The sequence below is a fragment of the Nitratireductor sp. OM-1 genome, assembly GCF_003296175.1.
GTDB lineage: Bacteria > Pseudomonadota > Alphaproteobacteria > Rhizobiales > Rhizobiaceae > Nitratireductor > Nitratireductor aquimarinus.
Genome location: NZ_CP029208.1, coordinates 3,490,872 through 3,503,650 on the forward strand (window position 1 = coordinate 3,490,872; position 12,779 = coordinate 3,503,650).

The following is a 12,779-nucleotide window of genomic DNA, read 5'->3' on the forward strand; positions in this document are numbered from 1 at the left end:
GTTAATGGAATGGAAACCAAACACCGAAACCAGACGTTAGGCCCCCATTTGCAAAACTTCCCCAGGGGCAACTTTGGGCATTCGGTTTTGGACAATTTCACCTTATTTGCAGCGAACGCGATTGTCGTTCTCGTCATGGCGACGGTGTTCTTCATCGCGGGACGAGCAAGGAACGAAGTCTACTGGGACTCATGGGGTCTCGCGAATGTGGTGATCGGGTTCGCCCTTCTGACCTTCATGTTCGAAAGGTTCTTGCCAGACGTTCTGACAACACTGTTGCCCAACTCACTGCTTGTTCTCGGATTCAGCCTGCGTTGGCAGGCCGCCCGTCAGTTTGAGAAGCGCAGCGCTCCGCGTTACGTCATGCTGTTACCAGCAGTTGTTTTCGTCGCCTTCTGTGCAGTGCCACCGATATACAACTCCTATGCAAGCGTCTATTCGACGGTCAACATTGTGCTGACAGTTCTGGCTGCAGGCTGCACATTCGAGTTCTGGCGCAATCGAAGCGACCGGAAGCTATCCAGAACCGGCATGATCATCGCCTATGGCGTTCTAACCGGCATGTTTGCCGCCAGAACACTCCAGGGACTTCTGGCCACGAACGACATGGCGCGCCACATTCCCGACGACGCCATACTGACGATCCACCTTTCCGTCGCCCTGTTTCATGTCACGGCTTCCGGTGCCTTCGCGCTGGCCCTCGCTTACGAACGCGACGCGACCGAACTGCGCCGCCTTGCCTCCCGCGACGGGCTCACCGGACTCCTGAACCGCAGCGCCTTCGAAACAAGAGCCACGGCGCTCATCAGGGCCAATCCCGAGCAGCCCTTCGCGCTCGCCATCTTCGACCTTGATCATTTCAAACGCATAAACGACCTGCACGGTCATGCAGCAGGCGACCATACGCTTGTCGCCTGCGCTCAGGCTTTTGACGAGACGTTCGACGACAACGCAATTGTCGCCCGCTGGGGCGGCGAGGAATTCGTTGCCCTCCTGCCCGGACTGTCCAGCGCCGGGGCCACTCATGTGGTTGAGGCGCTGCGCGCCAAAATCTCAAGGCTCGCTGTCCCCGCGGGCAACACCGTGATCCACCCCTCCCTCAGCGCCGGCATCTGCCATAGCGACTGCGGTTCGCGCGATCTCGATCATCTTCTTTCCCATGCGGATTCGGCTCTGTATGCAGCCAAGAAAAGCGGGCGAAACCGGGTGGAGCAGGTCATAAATGCAGCCGCCTGACCCACAGAACGGGGATAGATCCCGCGCATCATCCCCGCACATCCCATAAAGACCGGTCATCGCTTCCCGTTTCGGGGCGCGTTTTCTCCCCTCCCGTTCAAACAGGCTTATCCTTCTCCCTGCCCATCTCGTGGGAAAGCAGGTCGCGACGGTGATCTCGCGGAGATGGGACGGTGCCCGGGCCGGCGGCATAACGTGTGCTGCCGCTGCTAGCGGGCGGCTGGTCCGGCGAAGGACCGCATTCAGACGCGGTCTGGTGCAACGGCCCGCCTCCGGGCGAAGCCTGAACACCCGGTTCCAGGGCGATCCCTGTCGGAAGTTGTCAAGAGCCGGGCGGGTGGCTGAAGGGTCGCACGTTTTACAATAAAGATGAGCGTCGCTTCAGCCGCCCGTCTTCCCATACTCCAGCCAGAACCCGGCGCAGGCGCGGGAGCGTTTCCGCACGCCTGCACTCCACCTTGAAACTGGCAACCGGCAAAGGTTCTAGCTGCTGATATGCGCCCTTGGCATTCCATACATCAACTGCTCAAACCCCTGCCGCGTCACATGCACCAGCGTGCGATGATCGCCGCCCTCGAAATAGACGTCGTCATCGGCATCGAGCGCTTCATCGATCATGCATGCGATGCGGTATGGCGCACCAAACACGGGAACAGCACCCTCATCGCAATCGGGAAACAGCGCTGCCGTTTCCTCCTCGCTCGCGAGCACGACCTTCTCACCCAGAATGTCGGCCACCTTGCCGAGATCGACCTGCCTGGAGGCAGGCACCACGGCCAGCAGATAGCTGTCATCCCATTTGAGCACCACGCCCTTCGCCATTTCGCGGCCCGGAATGTGGCTCACCCGCGCCGTCATGGCAGAGCTCGCCGTGCGGTTGTGTCTGGCCACGTCATAGGGCACGTGGCTGTCTTCCAGAAATTCATGCATCGTCATGGCGATACCCATGGTCCCGTTCCTTTCCTGCCTTCGGGCCGGCAGCGGATGCAGACATGGATTGCGCATCGGCCCTGCCCGGTTTCTGACCCATCGGTCAGCCGGCGCGTCGGGCGCGGTTCTGGATATGCGGACAAGGGCGGCGTCATACCGCCGCTTGCGAAAGCCAGCGCCGCGCCAAACCGTCGTCCGGTCGCCTGCTGGTCTCTCATGCTTCAAGAATACACCCATCGCGCCCGTTGGAAAAGCATCGGAGCCAAGCACGCCGCACCTGACGGACAACCGACCTTACGCAGCGTCACTGTGGGAAAAATGCCTCACCCCGCAATCAGAATGGCCAATCCCATTACGATTCACGCGACATTCGGGCACGATCGCCGGGATTTGCCACAATTTATCAAGAACCGGGTGGCAAGTGCCCCGCAACGCCTCCGCGCAGCCGCGCCTTCGGGGCGAAAGACATCAAAAACCGACCGGTATTTTACACTTAAGGAGAGTTTCCTTGTTCCACACCACTGTTGCACGCGCAGCCAATCGCGGCGCGCGGGTGTTCCTGCTGTTGCTTCTGCCAGCCTTCGCGGCGGCATGCACCACCACCGGCAGCGGGCCCGGCACCTCTGCAAACGCCCCATGGCCAATGCTCTCCTATTATCAGGACATGTATGGCGAGATCGAAGACAACGGCATCGTCATCCCTGCGGTGGACGTGACCAAGATCGACCGCCAGTATCTGCGCCAGATGGTCGACTACCCGACCAGCGAGCCCGTGGGCACGATTGTCATCGATCCGGGCAACCGCTTCCTCTACCTGGTCATGGAAAATGGCAAGGCCATGCGCTACGGCATCGGCGTTGCCAAGGCCGGCCTCGAATACGAAGGCGATGGCGTGATCGGCCGCAAGGCCGAATGGCCGAACTGGGCCCCCACCCTCGCCATGATCGAGCGCGAGCCGGAGCGCTATCGTCCGCTGGCAGCCGGCCTGCTGGGCGGCCTCACCAACCCGCTCGGTTCGCGCGCGCTTTACCTCTACAAGGATGGCAAGGACACGCTCTACCGCATCCACGGCACCACCGAGCCGTGGTCCATCGGCAAGTCGGTGTCCTCGGGCTGTATCCGCCTGCTGAACCACGACATCATGGATCTCTACAAGCGCGTTCCACGCGGCGCCCGCATGGTTGTGCTGGGCGCAGGCCAGCCGCAGCCCGGCACGGTCTGAACCTTACGGCGCGACAGACAGACAAAAACCCCTGCCATGTTGCCACACGGCAGGGGTTTTTCGTTGTTTCACATCAACTGCGGCAACACCGCAACCGACATTATCTAAAGCAATTCCAGGAAAAGTGGAAACCGGTTTTCCGTCCGGAATTGTGCAAAATCAGTACATTAGAGCGTTTTCGCGATTCAACGAAAAGCGGAAACGCTCTAGGGGCTGGGATTGCCGATTTTCTGATGCAGATCATCAACGGCAGTCTGCATTTCCTCGGTCCAGCGCACATCGAGCGCATCAAGCGCCTCTTCGAGCTGCTCCATTTTGGTCGCGCCAATGATGTTCGACGTCATGAAGGGGCGCGAATTGACGAAGGCATGCGCGAAAGCGGCCGGCGTCAACCCGAACGCGCGCGCCATGGTGTTGTAAGCCTTGACTGCGTCCTGCGCGCCAAGCTTCTCATAGCGTTTGAGACGGTCAAACAGCGCCTTGCGCGACCCTTCCGGCAGCGCGCCATCGTCGTATTTCCCGGTCAGATAGCCCTGCGCCAGCGGCGAATAGGCAAGCAGGCCCACTTCTTCGCGCTGGCACGTTTCGGCAAGGTTCACCTCATAGGTGCGGTTGACCAGGCTGTAGGCATTCTGAAGCGAAACCACACGCGGACCAACGCCCTTGTCGGCTTCTGCGACGTAGCGCATCACGCCCCAGGAGCTTTCGTTCGACAGACCGAAATGGCGGATCTTGCCAGCCTTCACCAGATCGTCGAACACGGCCAGCGTCTCTGCAATCGGCGTTTCGTCGGCCAGCGGCTCGTTCAACGCGGTCACCCGCGTGGGGTTGGAACCGAAAGGGTTTTCCCGGTCCGGCCAGTGGATCTGATAGAGGTCGATATAGTCCGTCTGAAGCCGCGCCAGCGACTTGTCGATGGCGTCCATGATATCGGCGCGAACGAGCTTCGACGGACGGTCGCCACGAAACCATTCATTGTCGGTGCGGCCGATCACCTTGGAGGCGATGATGAGCTGATCGCGGTTGCCGCGCTCTTTCATCCATGTGCCCACATAGCGCTCGGTGCGCCCCTGCGTCTCGGCTTTGGGCGGGATGGGATAGAGTTCCGCCATGTCGAGGAAATTCACACCACGCTCGACGGCGCGGTCCATCTGTTCGTGGCCTTCTGCCTCGGTGTTCTGTTCGCCAAAGGTCATCGTGCCCAGGCAAATCTGCGAAACAAGGAGGTCGCTGCGTCCAAGACGGCGCTTTTCCATCAAAAGTCTCCGGATGCTGAAATCTGGCGCGAACGCGCCAATGCCGGCATCATAAGGCCGTTCAGTGGGCGCGCAAGCATCCGCACGCAAAGCAGGACGCATTCGCGCCGCTCTCAACGCAATCACGTCACAATACAGTGCAAAACAATTGCTCATCCGGAATGTCGGCTAGAGTATCCCGTCGACAACACGTTCAAATTCGAGGTTTCCATGTCCTTTCAACGCCGTTCGGTTCTTCTTGGCCTTGCTCTTCTGTCCACCACGATCTGGAGCGCACCGTCCTTCGCACAGGAGGAGAGCATGCTGAAAATCACCGGTGAGCTGACCTATTTCGCGCGGATCGCCCTGCCGGAAGACGCCCTCGCCATCGTCGAGCTGCGCGAGGCTGACGCAGACGCTTCGCAGTCGGTCGCAGCGGAAACGCGCATTGCAACGGAAGGCCGGCAGGTGCCGATCCCCTTCACGCTTTCAGTCGACCGGGAAACGCTCGACAAGGACGGAACCTATCAGCTGCGCGGCGGCATTCTTGATGGCCTCCAGCCCGGCTGGATCTCCGAGCCCGTCACCATCGACATTGCCCGGACCGAGATCGATCTGGGCACGCTGATCATGAAGCCCTACGAGGCCCCGGCCCCGTTCGGCGTTATCGGCATGGACAAGATCACGGGCACCGAATGGGTGGTCGAAGACATTGATGGCGGCGGCATCATCGACAGTTCAAATGTCACGGTGACCTTCGGCGAAGATGGCCGGGTCGCCGGCAACGCCTCGTGCAATCGCTACACGGCCGGATGGGAAGAAGACAATGGCAGGCTGACCATCAGCCAGGCCGCGTCGACCCGCATGGCCTGCGCGGAAGCGCTGATGAATCAGGAACAGAAATTCCTGGAGATTCTCGCAGACGTCACCTTCTTCACCATGACGCCCGAGGGCGCACTCGTCCTCCAGACTGTCGACGGGCGCACGCTCAAGGCCTTCCCGGCCGGCTGATTTCGGATGTCCGGTGCGCTCAGGTGAAGGCGTCGGGCATCGATTCCTTGCGCCGGGCGATGAAGTCCAGAAGCCCCTCCTCGATGCCTGCATCGAGCGGGGGCGCTTCATAGGCTTCCAGCCAGTTGCGGGCGAGTTGGTTCGCCCGCTGATGCGCCGCCTTCTCGCCTTCCGCCGCCCACTGTTCATAGGAATTGTTGTCGGCGATGGAAGAGCGGTAGAAAGCGGTCTGGAAATTGGCCTGGGTGTGGGCGCATCCAAGATAATGGCTGCCCGGCCCCACTTCCCGGATGGCGTCCATGGCCTGCCCGTTTTCCGAAACATCCAGTGGTTCGCAAAAGCGCTGCTGCATGCCCAGCTGGTCGATGTCCATCATGAATTTCTCATAGGACGACACCAGCCCGCCCTCCAGCCAGCCAGCAGCGTGGAGCACGAAATTGGTGCCCGACATAACGGTCGAGTTCAGCGTGTTCGCGCTCTCATAGGCAGCCTGCGCGTCGGGGATCTTGGACCCCGTCAGCGAACCACCCGTACGGAACGGCAATCCCAGCCGGCGGGCGAGCTGTGCTGCGCCGTAGGAGACCAGCGAGGGCTCCGGCGTGCCAAAGGTCGGCGCGCCCGACTGCATGGAAATGGACGAGGCGAAGGTGCCGAACAGAACCGGTGCGCCGGGGCGCACCAGCTGCGTGAAGGCTGCGCCGGCCATGACCTCGGCCAGAACCTGCGTCAGCGTGCCGATCACGGTTACCGGGCTCATGGCACCGGCCAGAATGAAGGGCGTGACGATGCAGGACTGATTGGCCCGCGCATAGACCTTGGCCGCGCCCAGCATGGTCTCGTCAAACACCATGGGCGAATTGGCGTTGATCAGATTGATCACCACCGCATTCTCATCGACGAACTTCTCGCCGAACAGGATGCGGGCCATCGACACCGTGTCCTCGGCGCGATCCGGCGCTGTTACCGAGCCCATGAAGGGCTTGTCGGAGTAACGCATATGCGCAAACACCATGTCGAGATGCCGCTTGTTGACCGGCACATCGACCGGTTCGCAGACAGTGCCGCCCGAATGATGAATGGACGGCGCCATATAGGCGAGCTTCACGAAATTGCGGAAATCCTCAATCGTCGCATAACGGCGCGCGCCATCGAGATCGCGCACGAAGGGCGGGCCATAGACCGGCGCGAATACGGTGGTGTTGCCGCCAATCTCGACCGAGCGCTCGGGATTGCGTGCATGCTGGGTGAAGGTGGAAGGCGCGGTTTTCAGGAGCGCGCGGCAGAGCCCTTTGGGGAAATGCACCCGGTCGCCCTGCACATCCGCACCTGCCTCCTTCCACATGGAGAGCGCCTCGGGATCGTCGCGAAACTCGATGCCAATCTCTTCGAGAACCGTATCGGCATTGGCCTCGATCAAGGCCAGCGCTTCTTCGTCCAGAACCTCGAAGGGCCTGAGCGTGCGGCGAATATAGGTCAGCTGCGGCCCGGGCCCTGCACCGGCTCTCGCCGCCCTGCGGGCCGCCGCACCGCCGCGCTCGCCACGCCCTGCCCGTCCACGACGTGGCCGATCCTGTGCTTCGTCGTCTCCAGCCATCACCGTCATCCCACAAGCTCCCTGTCAGGGGTCCTCAAGCAATCGTGCTAATACAAGCCTAGCGTTTGCAGCATGGACTTCCATTCCGCAAGCGGCACGCGGTGTCGCAACTGGTCTGCCGGTCGCAGGGCATGGCTTGTGGACGTCAGGGCGCATCATCTTTGCCCGGCATCGGTCCAGCCCCCGCTTTCCGACCAGTCTGCCCGGTCTGCGGGCTGGTGACCGATCATCCGCGGATCAAGCCCCTGTTCCAGAAGCTTGACCTCTAGTTGCAGCCGCCGCAGTTCGAGTTGATAGAGCCGGTCGCAATTGAGTCGCTTCGGCCGTTCGCCCAGGGGAATGACCAACCGGCCATAAGCCGACAGCGATTTGTCGGGCGAGTTCAGGGAATCGCTGATGACGCCCGTATCGAAATAGCTTCCGCCACTGGATATCGATGAGTGACACGTCGTGCCGTCGGCCGCGCGAACTTCGTCATATCCATTGGGTGAGACGACCCCCGGCAGGGCGAAACCACTGTGGTTCTGCCTGACGGCATAGACCTGCTCGCTTGCTCTGGCTCCACCCGCTAGAGAGGCCATGCAGACGGCCAAACCGATCACAGCCGGTGTGCAATGAACTTTCCGCATATCTGTGCCTTCATACCAAGATGAGCTTCGGGAAACGGGATGCTTTCCGTGCATATCCGCACGCGACGTTCGCGCTCGCCTTCGAAATTGACCACAACAACAACCGGACGCGACTGTTTTGCTCCGAGCGTAAAAATCTGAGGCGTCACGCGTGCTTTCACGGGCCGGAATTCGGCATCGTAAACGCGCACGGCGACGTCGATCCGGTGGCTGTAAGGGTTTTGCGGATAAACGCGGACGGCAAAGCTGTCCGTATAGCTACGGACCACACCGCGCATGGGAGACATGGACTGCGAAAATGCAGGTGGCGTCGATGCGGCGAGAGCGGCACCGAACATCATGACAAACCGGAGCATGGCCGTGCCTACTCGCAAACGACCGTGACAAAGGTTTCGTATTTTCCCTTGTGAAAGATCGACTTCTGAGAGACTGCGCGCAGGTTTACAACGACATTTGTCACGCCCATTTCCAGCGGGGTCTTCGTCGCCCCTGAAACACTGGAAGTCGTTGTTCCACCGCTGGTTTTGTAGCTGGAAGTGAATGTCGCAGACGCATCACCAGCGGGCGCGGTGGTAAAGTTCTTCGGGTTGCGCAGATTGACCTTGAAACCAGACGAGGTGGTGTAAATGGCGGCAACACCGGCGCGACCGCCAGACGCTGCAGAATCGAGCGCATAGAAGCCATCGCGCGCCAGTTTGCCTGGGGTCTGAAACTCCACGCTGCATGTATCATCGATCACTGCTTTGAACGGAATATTGGCCTCCAATGCAGAGGCAGATGTTGAATATGGTAATAATAACAATAATGAAAATAAATACTTCACTTTAAACCTCATTTGAAAAATAAATATAGAATTACTCAAACCAAAGAGATCGTCAAATGAAATAAAGGAACATTGCATATCTGCTTTAAAGTAGGCAGGCGCTTTTCAGCGCCTGCCCTTGTTGGTCCAGGAGGCGTCGCTCGCCCAACTGCCCGATGACCGGGAACTCATGCGCGGGTCCAGCCCCTGCCGCATGAGCTGAACCTCAAGCTCCAGCCGCTCGATCTCCAGCTGATAAAGCCGGTCGCAGTTAAGGCGCGTTGGTCGTTCTCCCAAGGGCACAACGAGACGGCCATAGGCCGATACGTTGTCATTCGCGCCGCCAATGACGCCGGAATCGAGGTACGCACCGGAACCGGACATGGAAGCGCGACAGGTGGTGCCATCTGCGGCACGCACTTCGTCAAACCCGTTTGGCATCGTGACGCCCGGCAGGGTCACGCCTGTCTGGTTCTGATTGATGATGTACTGATCCTCTGCATGGCTGGCGGCCGCACCAGCCAGCAGGAAACACAGGGCCACGCTCAATTGGCGCGGTAAGCTATGAAGCGTCCACATATCTGGGCTCTAATCCTCGTTTTCTGATCGGGAAAGGGAATGCTCTCCGTGCAAATCCGCACGCGTCTGGTTCTGCTCTCGCCGAAATCGACGGAGACCAGAACAGGACGCGACACATCGCTCCCCAGCATCATTTTTGAGGGTACGACCTTCGCCGCAATCGGTCGGAAATCCTCGTCATAGACCCGCACCGCCACCTCTATGCGATGGCGGTACGGATTGTGCGGGCGAACCCGCACGGCGAAGCTGTCGGAGAAGCTTCTGATCTCCCCGCGCATCGGTGTCATGGATTGTGCTGCGGCAGGCGTGACCATCGCCAGAACGATGATCGCCGCGACAAACTTCGCCATCATGGCTGCCTCCTACTCGCAGGTGATCGTGACGTCGGCGATGTAGGTGCCGACGGCAAAGATCCCCGTGGACTTCGTCGCCGTGAGGTCGACGCTAGCCATCGTGAGGCCCGTTGAAAGTGGGGTCAGAGTTGGACCAGGGATATCCGTCACGCTGGTCGCGCCCGTCGTCGTATACTTGGATGCAAAAGTTACATGAGCATTGCCGGTCGGCGGCGCCGAGGAAAATGCGGTCAGCGCCGTGGTCGACAAGGAGTATCCCGCGCCCGTTGCCAGAACGGATGCGCGACCGGCAATGCCGCCGCTCAAATCGGAACTCAAGACGGTAAAATCACCGCTGATACCCAGGGTTCCCGGAGAATCCACCGTAATGACACAGGTGGAATTAACCTCTCCACGGAACGGGATAACGCCACTGGCGGCAAAGGCGATGGATGGTGAAACAAGCACCGTGAGAACGGCACCCGCCACAAGGGACATACGCATATGCGACTCCTACTTGATACGCGTGGGCCGCCCCTTGAAGAAATACTACCATGGGACGCATTTTAGAAAAGAAGAATGTAATCTAAAGTTGCATTTATTCCTGATCATGGTTAACAGTTTTATCGCTTTTCGAACCCGCGAACGCACGCCATCCGACGCGGAGGAAAGATACCAGCCGCCCCTCCCCCGTCGCTTTCCCTGCGCTGCAGGTCGCAAATCAGCCATGGGAACCGGCAGATCGCGCCCTATTCTCCTTTGAGACGCATGTTTGCGAGCAATCCGGAGCGCGGAGCGGGAAGCCCTGCCCGCGCAATGTGAGCAGCGGGAGCCAGAGAATGTCCGACGACGAGATCATCCTGTCCGAGCTTGCGGACGACGAACTCGTGCAGCAGATGCATGACGACCTCTATGACGGGCTCAGGGAGGAGATCGAGGAAGGCACGCGCATTCTTCTGGACCGGGGCTGGAAGCCCTATGAGGTTCTGACCGAGGCGCTGGTCGAAGGCATGCGGATCGTCGGCGAGGATTTCCGCGACGGCATTCTCTTCGTTCCCGAAGTGCTTCTGTCGGCCAACGCCATGAAAGCCGGCATGGCGATCCTGAGGCCCCTTCTGGCCGAAACCGGCGCACCCAAACAGGGCAAGATGGTGATCGGCACCGTGAAGGGCGACATTCACGACATCGGCAAGAACCTCGTCAGCATGATGATGGAGGGCGCGGGCTTCGACGTGATCGACATCGGCATCAACAACCCGGTCGAGAACTATCTGGCGGCAATCGAAGAGCACCAGCCCGACATTGTCGGCATGTCGGCGCTGCTGACGACGACCATGCCCTATATGAAGGTCGTGATCGACACGATGAAGGAAAAGGGCATCCGCGACAATTACATTGTTCTGGTGGGCGGAGCGCCGCTCAACGAGGAATTTGGCCAGGCCGTGGGCGCGGACGCCTATTGCCGCGATGCGGCTGTGACGGTGGAAACGGCCAAGGAACTGATCAGGCGCAAGCACAATCTGACGGCCGGCGCCTGACCTTCTTCAAGGCCGGGTGTTGCCCGAAATGTCAGTTGGCGGCGCGCACGACATTGCGACCGGCATTCTGGGTCGCATCGACCGCATTGGCCGTATCCTGTCCGACGCCGCGGATCGTGTTGGCGCAGCCGGCTGCAGAGCCTGCGACCAGAACGAGGATCGCCAGACGGGAAAGAGTGGAAAGTTTCATGGTTTATCTCCCTCACGGATAGACCGCCCGAACAGACTGGGCCGCCACGATGAATGAACGCGCAAAACCGGAAAAAGTTCTCAGCCCCGCGAAAGTTCCCGTCCCGGAGCGCGTCCTCGTCATCGCCTGCGGAATGATTGCGCGCGAAATCCTTGCGGTGCGCGACCGCTACGGCTTCGACCATCTGGAACTCACCTGCCTGCCGGCGGAATTTCACTACCGCCCCGAGCGCATCGCGCCAGCCATGGACAAAGCCATCCGGGAGGCGCGCGCGCAGGGCTATCGCCACATTTTCGCGGGCTATGCCGATTGCGGCACGGGCGGCGGGCTCGACCGGGTTTGCGAAAAGCATGGGGTGGAACGCATAGAAGGCCCGCACTGCTTCGCCTTCTATCAGGGGCTTTCCCGCTTTGAAGCGGTTGCCGAGGAGGACATGCTCTCCTTCTACATGACGGATTTTCTCTGCCGCCAGTTCGACGCGTTTTTCATGAAGCCGATGGGGCTCGACCGGCACCCGGAGCTCATTCAGGATTTTTTCGGCAATTATCAAAAACTTGTCTATCTGGCACAGACGGAAGACCCTGCGCTTGAGGCCGTGGCGCAGAAGGCGGCACGCCTGCTTGGCCTCACCTATGAAAAGCGGCAAACCGGGTATGGCGACCTGCCGGCAGCCCTTGCGGGGGCGATGCAAAAGCACTGACGCTTCGGAAACCGCCATGAAATGGTTACATTGGCGGTGCTTTGCTGACCTGCGTTCCGGAGAAACTTCATGCACCGTCTCATCACCATTTTACTGGCGCTCGGCCTCATGGCCGGCGCGGCCAATGCCCAGTCGCTGGTTCAGGAAAAACTCGACATGGAGCGGGCCGGTTTTGAGAAGGACACGGTCGTACGGAAGATCACCTATCGCGATGCGGCGCGGCTGGACGCCTATGAGCGGATGCGCAGCGAAGCTTTCAAACAGGCCAGAGCCGGCGGCGCGGCAGAAGACATCGCGCTACTCAATGAGATCGACGGGCGGCAGAAGCGCTCCTTTCAGGGGCTCGACCTTTCCGGCGCGTGGCAATGCCGCACCATCAAGACCGGGGGGCTTGCGCCACTCATCGTCTATGGCTGGTTCGGGTGCGAGGTGAGCGATGACGGATCAGGCTGGTTCTTCGAAAAGCTGACCGGGTCGCAGCTGACGGACGGACATTTTTTCGACGATGGCGGTTCGCGCATGATCTATCTCGGCGTCTTTTCGGTGAGTGGCGATCAACCGCCGGCCTATGGCGCAGGGCGCGAAACCGATCAGGTGGGCTATGTTTTCCGCGACGGCGAAGCGCAATGGCGCATTGAATTTCCAGCGCCGGAGCGTGAATCCATCCTCGACATCATGGAAATTCGACGGGCGCAATAACATATCGGATGGGGGCGGAAGCTTGCAGCCATTGTCATGAAGGCTTAACGGCATTCGAACAAGACTGTTTGACGTCCCCTTT

The 12,779-nt window shown here is 60.0% G+C and carries 16 protein-coding genes; 6 read left to right on the forward strand and 10 right to left on the reverse strand.

Features of this window, described 5'->3' with window-relative positions:
• Positions 1–9: 9 nt before the first annotated feature.
• On the forward strand, positions 10–1,236 hold the full coding sequence (locus DEJ54_RS16670) for a GGDEF domain-containing protein (RefSeq protein ID WP_162742328.1): 1,227 nt from the start codon (positions 10–12) through the stop codon (positions 1,234–1,236).
• Positions 1,237–1,719: 483 nt separating this feature from the next.
• On the opposite strand, the gene DEJ54_RS16675 is transcribed toward DEJ54_RS16670, so the two are convergent.
• The gene (locus tag DEJ54_RS16675; RefSeq protein WP_113155545.1) at positions 1,720–2,184 is read right to left on the reverse strand and encodes an aminoacyl-tRNA deacylase; all 465 of its coding nucleotides are present in this window, start codon (positions 2,182–2,184) and stop codon (positions 1,720–1,722) included.
• A 490-nt stretch (positions 2,185–2,674) separates the two neighbouring features.
• Here DEJ54_RS16675 and DEJ54_RS16680 point away from each other — a divergent pair, with 490 nt between their 5' ends.
• On the forward strand, positions 2,675–3,388 hold the full coding sequence (locus DEJ54_RS16680; RefSeq protein ID WP_224924615.1) for a L,D-transpeptidase: 714 nt from the start codon (positions 2,675–2,677) through the stop codon (positions 3,386–3,388).
• Positions 3,389–3,594: 206 nt separating this feature from the next.
• Here DEJ54_RS16680 and DEJ54_RS16685 read toward each other — a convergent pair whose 3' ends face one another.
• Positions 3,595–4,644 carry an aldo/keto reductase gene (locus DEJ54_RS16685; RefSeq protein WP_113155546.1) on the reverse strand — a complete coding sequence of 350 codons (1,050 nt, stop codon included), beginning with the start codon at positions 4,642–4,644 and terminating at the stop codon, positions 3,595–3,597.
• Between the two features lie 210 nt (positions 4,645–4,854).
• Between DEJ54_RS16685 and DEJ54_RS16690 the strand changes: the two genes are divergently transcribed.
• A complete protein-coding gene (locus tag DEJ54_RS16690) occupies positions 4,855–5,634 on the forward strand; it encodes an META domain-containing protein (RefSeq protein ID WP_113155547.1) in 780 nt (259 codons plus the stop codon).
• Between the two features lie 19 nt (positions 5,635–5,653).
• Here the strand turns inward: DEJ54_RS16690 and DEJ54_RS16695 are convergent, their stop codons facing one another.
• The 7 genes from DEJ54_RS16695 to DEJ54_RS16725 form a co-directional block, all read right to left on the reverse strand.
• Positions 5,654–7,228: a trimethylamine methyltransferase family protein gene (locus DEJ54_RS16695; protein ID WP_113156356.1), complete on the reverse strand. Its 1,575-nt coding sequence runs from the start codon at positions 7,226–7,228 to the stop codon at positions 5,654–5,656.
• A 155-nt stretch (positions 7,229–7,383) separates the two neighbouring features.
• Complete coding sequence (locus tag DEJ54_RS16700; RefSeq protein ID WP_113156357.1) at positions 7,384–7,809, reverse strand: hypothetical protein; 426 nt, start codon at positions 7,807–7,809, stop codon at positions 7,384–7,386.
• A 17-nt stretch (positions 7,810–7,826) separates the two neighbouring features.
• Entirely contained in the window at positions 7,827–8,213 is a 387-nt protein-coding gene (locus DEJ54_RS16705) for a hypothetical protein (RefSeq protein WP_113155548.1), read from the reverse strand.
• An 8-nt stretch (positions 8,214–8,221) separates the two neighbouring features.
• On the reverse strand, positions 8,222–8,680 hold the full coding sequence (locus tag DEJ54_RS16710) for a hypothetical protein (protein ID WP_162742329.1): 459 nt from the start codon (positions 8,678–8,680) through the stop codon (positions 8,222–8,224).
• A 105-nt stretch (positions 8,681–8,785) separates the two neighbouring features.
• Complete coding sequence (locus DEJ54_RS16715; protein ID WP_245447601.1) at positions 8,786–9,238, reverse strand: hypothetical protein; 453 nt, start codon at positions 9,236–9,238, stop codon at positions 8,786–8,788.
• Positions 9,205–9,591: a hypothetical protein gene (locus DEJ54_RS16720; RefSeq protein ID WP_113155550.1), complete on the reverse strand. Its 387-nt coding sequence runs from the start codon at positions 9,589–9,591 to the stop codon at positions 9,205–9,207. The genes DEJ54_RS16715 and DEJ54_RS16720 overlap by 34 nt, the downstream gene beginning before the upstream one ends.
• Before the next feature lie 9 nt (positions 9,592–9,600).
• Positions 9,601–10,074 (reverse strand): hypothetical protein, encoded by a 474-nt coding sequence (locus tag DEJ54_RS16725; RefSeq protein ID WP_245447603.1) that lies wholly within the window; start codon positions 10,072–10,074, stop codon positions 9,601–9,603.
• A 335-nt stretch (positions 10,075–10,409) separates the two neighbouring features.
• Here DEJ54_RS16725 and DEJ54_RS16730 point away from each other — a divergent pair, with 335 nt between their 5' ends.
• Complete coding sequence (locus DEJ54_RS16730; protein WP_113155551.1) at positions 10,410–11,108, forward strand: B12-binding domain-containing protein; 699 nt, start codon at positions 10,410–10,412, stop codon at positions 11,106–11,108.
• A gap of 31 nt (positions 11,109–11,139) precedes the next feature.
• Here the strand turns inward: DEJ54_RS16730 and DEJ54_RS16735 are convergent, their stop codons facing one another.
• Positions 11,140–11,298, reverse strand: a complete 159-nt coding sequence (locus DEJ54_RS16735) for an entericidin A/B family lipoprotein (protein ID WP_113155552.1) — start codon at positions 11,296–11,298, stop codon at positions 11,140–11,142.
• Positions 11,299–11,347: 49 nt separating this feature from the next.
• On the opposite strand from DEJ54_RS16735, the gene DEJ54_RS16740 reads away from it, so the two are divergent.
• Both DEJ54_RS16740 and DEJ54_RS16745 read left to right on the forward strand, forming a co-directional pair.
• The gene (locus DEJ54_RS16740; protein WP_113155553.1) at positions 11,348–11,998 is read left to right on the forward strand and encodes a DUF1638 domain-containing protein; all 651 of its coding nucleotides are present in this window, start codon (positions 11,348–11,350) and stop codon (positions 11,996–11,998) included.
• Positions 11,999–12,067: 69 nt separating this feature from the next.
• On the forward strand, positions 12,068–12,697 hold the full coding sequence (locus DEJ54_RS16745) for a DUF4893 domain-containing protein (RefSeq protein ID WP_113155554.1): 630 nt from the start codon (positions 12,068–12,070) through the stop codon (positions 12,695–12,697).
• Positions 12,698–12,779 lie beyond the last annotated feature (82 nt).

Excerpts from the sequence above, each read along its gene's own strand:
- DEJ54_RS16740 (WP_113155553.1), top strand. The coding sequence starts at position 11,348 with ATGAATGAACGCGCAAAACCGGAAAAAGTTCTCAGCCCCGCGAAAGTT.
- DEJ54_RS16700 (WP_113156357.1), bottom strand. The coding sequence starts at position 7,809 with ATGGCCTCTCTAGCGGGTGGAGCCAGAGCAAGCGAGCAGGTCTATGCC.
- DEJ54_RS16690 (WP_113155547.1), top strand. The coding sequence starts at position 4,855 with ATGTCCTTTCAACGCCGTTCGGTTCTTCTTGGCCTTGCTCTTCTGTCC.
- DEJ54_RS16670 (WP_162742328.1), top strand. The coding sequence starts at position 10 with ATGGAAACCAAACACCGAAACCAGACGTTAGGCCCCCATTTGCAAAAC.
- DEJ54_RS16735 (WP_113155552.1), bottom strand. The coding sequence starts at position 11,298 with ATGAAACTTTCCACTCTTTCCCGTCTGGCGATCCTCGTTCTGGTCGCA.
- DEJ54_RS16715 (WP_245447601.1), bottom strand. The coding sequence starts at position 9,238 with ATGTGGACGCTTCATAGCTTACCGCGCCAATTGAGCGTGGCCCTGTGT.
- DEJ54_RS16725 (WP_245447603.1), bottom strand. The coding sequence starts at position 10,074 with ATGCGTATGTCCCTTGTGGCGGGTGCCGTTCTCACGGTGCTTGTTTCA.
- DEJ54_RS16675 (WP_113155545.1), bottom strand. The coding sequence starts at position 2,184 with ATGGGTATCGCCATGACGATGCATGAATTTCTGGAAGACAGCCACGTG.
- DEJ54_RS16705 (WP_113155548.1), bottom strand. The coding sequence starts at position 8,213 with ATGCTCCGGTTTGTCATGATGTTCGGTGCCGCTCTCGCCGCATCGACG.
- DEJ54_RS16685 (WP_113155546.1), bottom strand. The coding sequence starts at position 4,644 with ATGGAAAAGCGCCGTCTTGGACGCAGCGACCTCCTTGTTTCGCAGATT.
- DEJ54_RS16720 (WP_113155550.1), bottom strand. The coding sequence starts at position 9,591 with ATGATGGCGAAGTTTGTCGCGGCGATCATCGTTCTGGCGATGGTCACG.
- DEJ54_RS16730 (WP_113155551.1), top strand. The coding sequence starts at position 10,410 with ATGTCCGACGACGAGATCATCCTGTCCGAGCTTGCGGACGACGAACTC.
- DEJ54_RS16695 (WP_113156356.1), bottom strand. The coding sequence starts at position 7,228 with ATGGCTGGAGACGACGAAGCACAGGATCGGCCACGTCGTGGACGGGCA.
- DEJ54_RS16745 (WP_113155554.1), top strand. The coding sequence starts at position 12,068 with ATGCACCGTCTCATCACCATTTTACTGGCGCTCGGCCTCATGGCCGGC.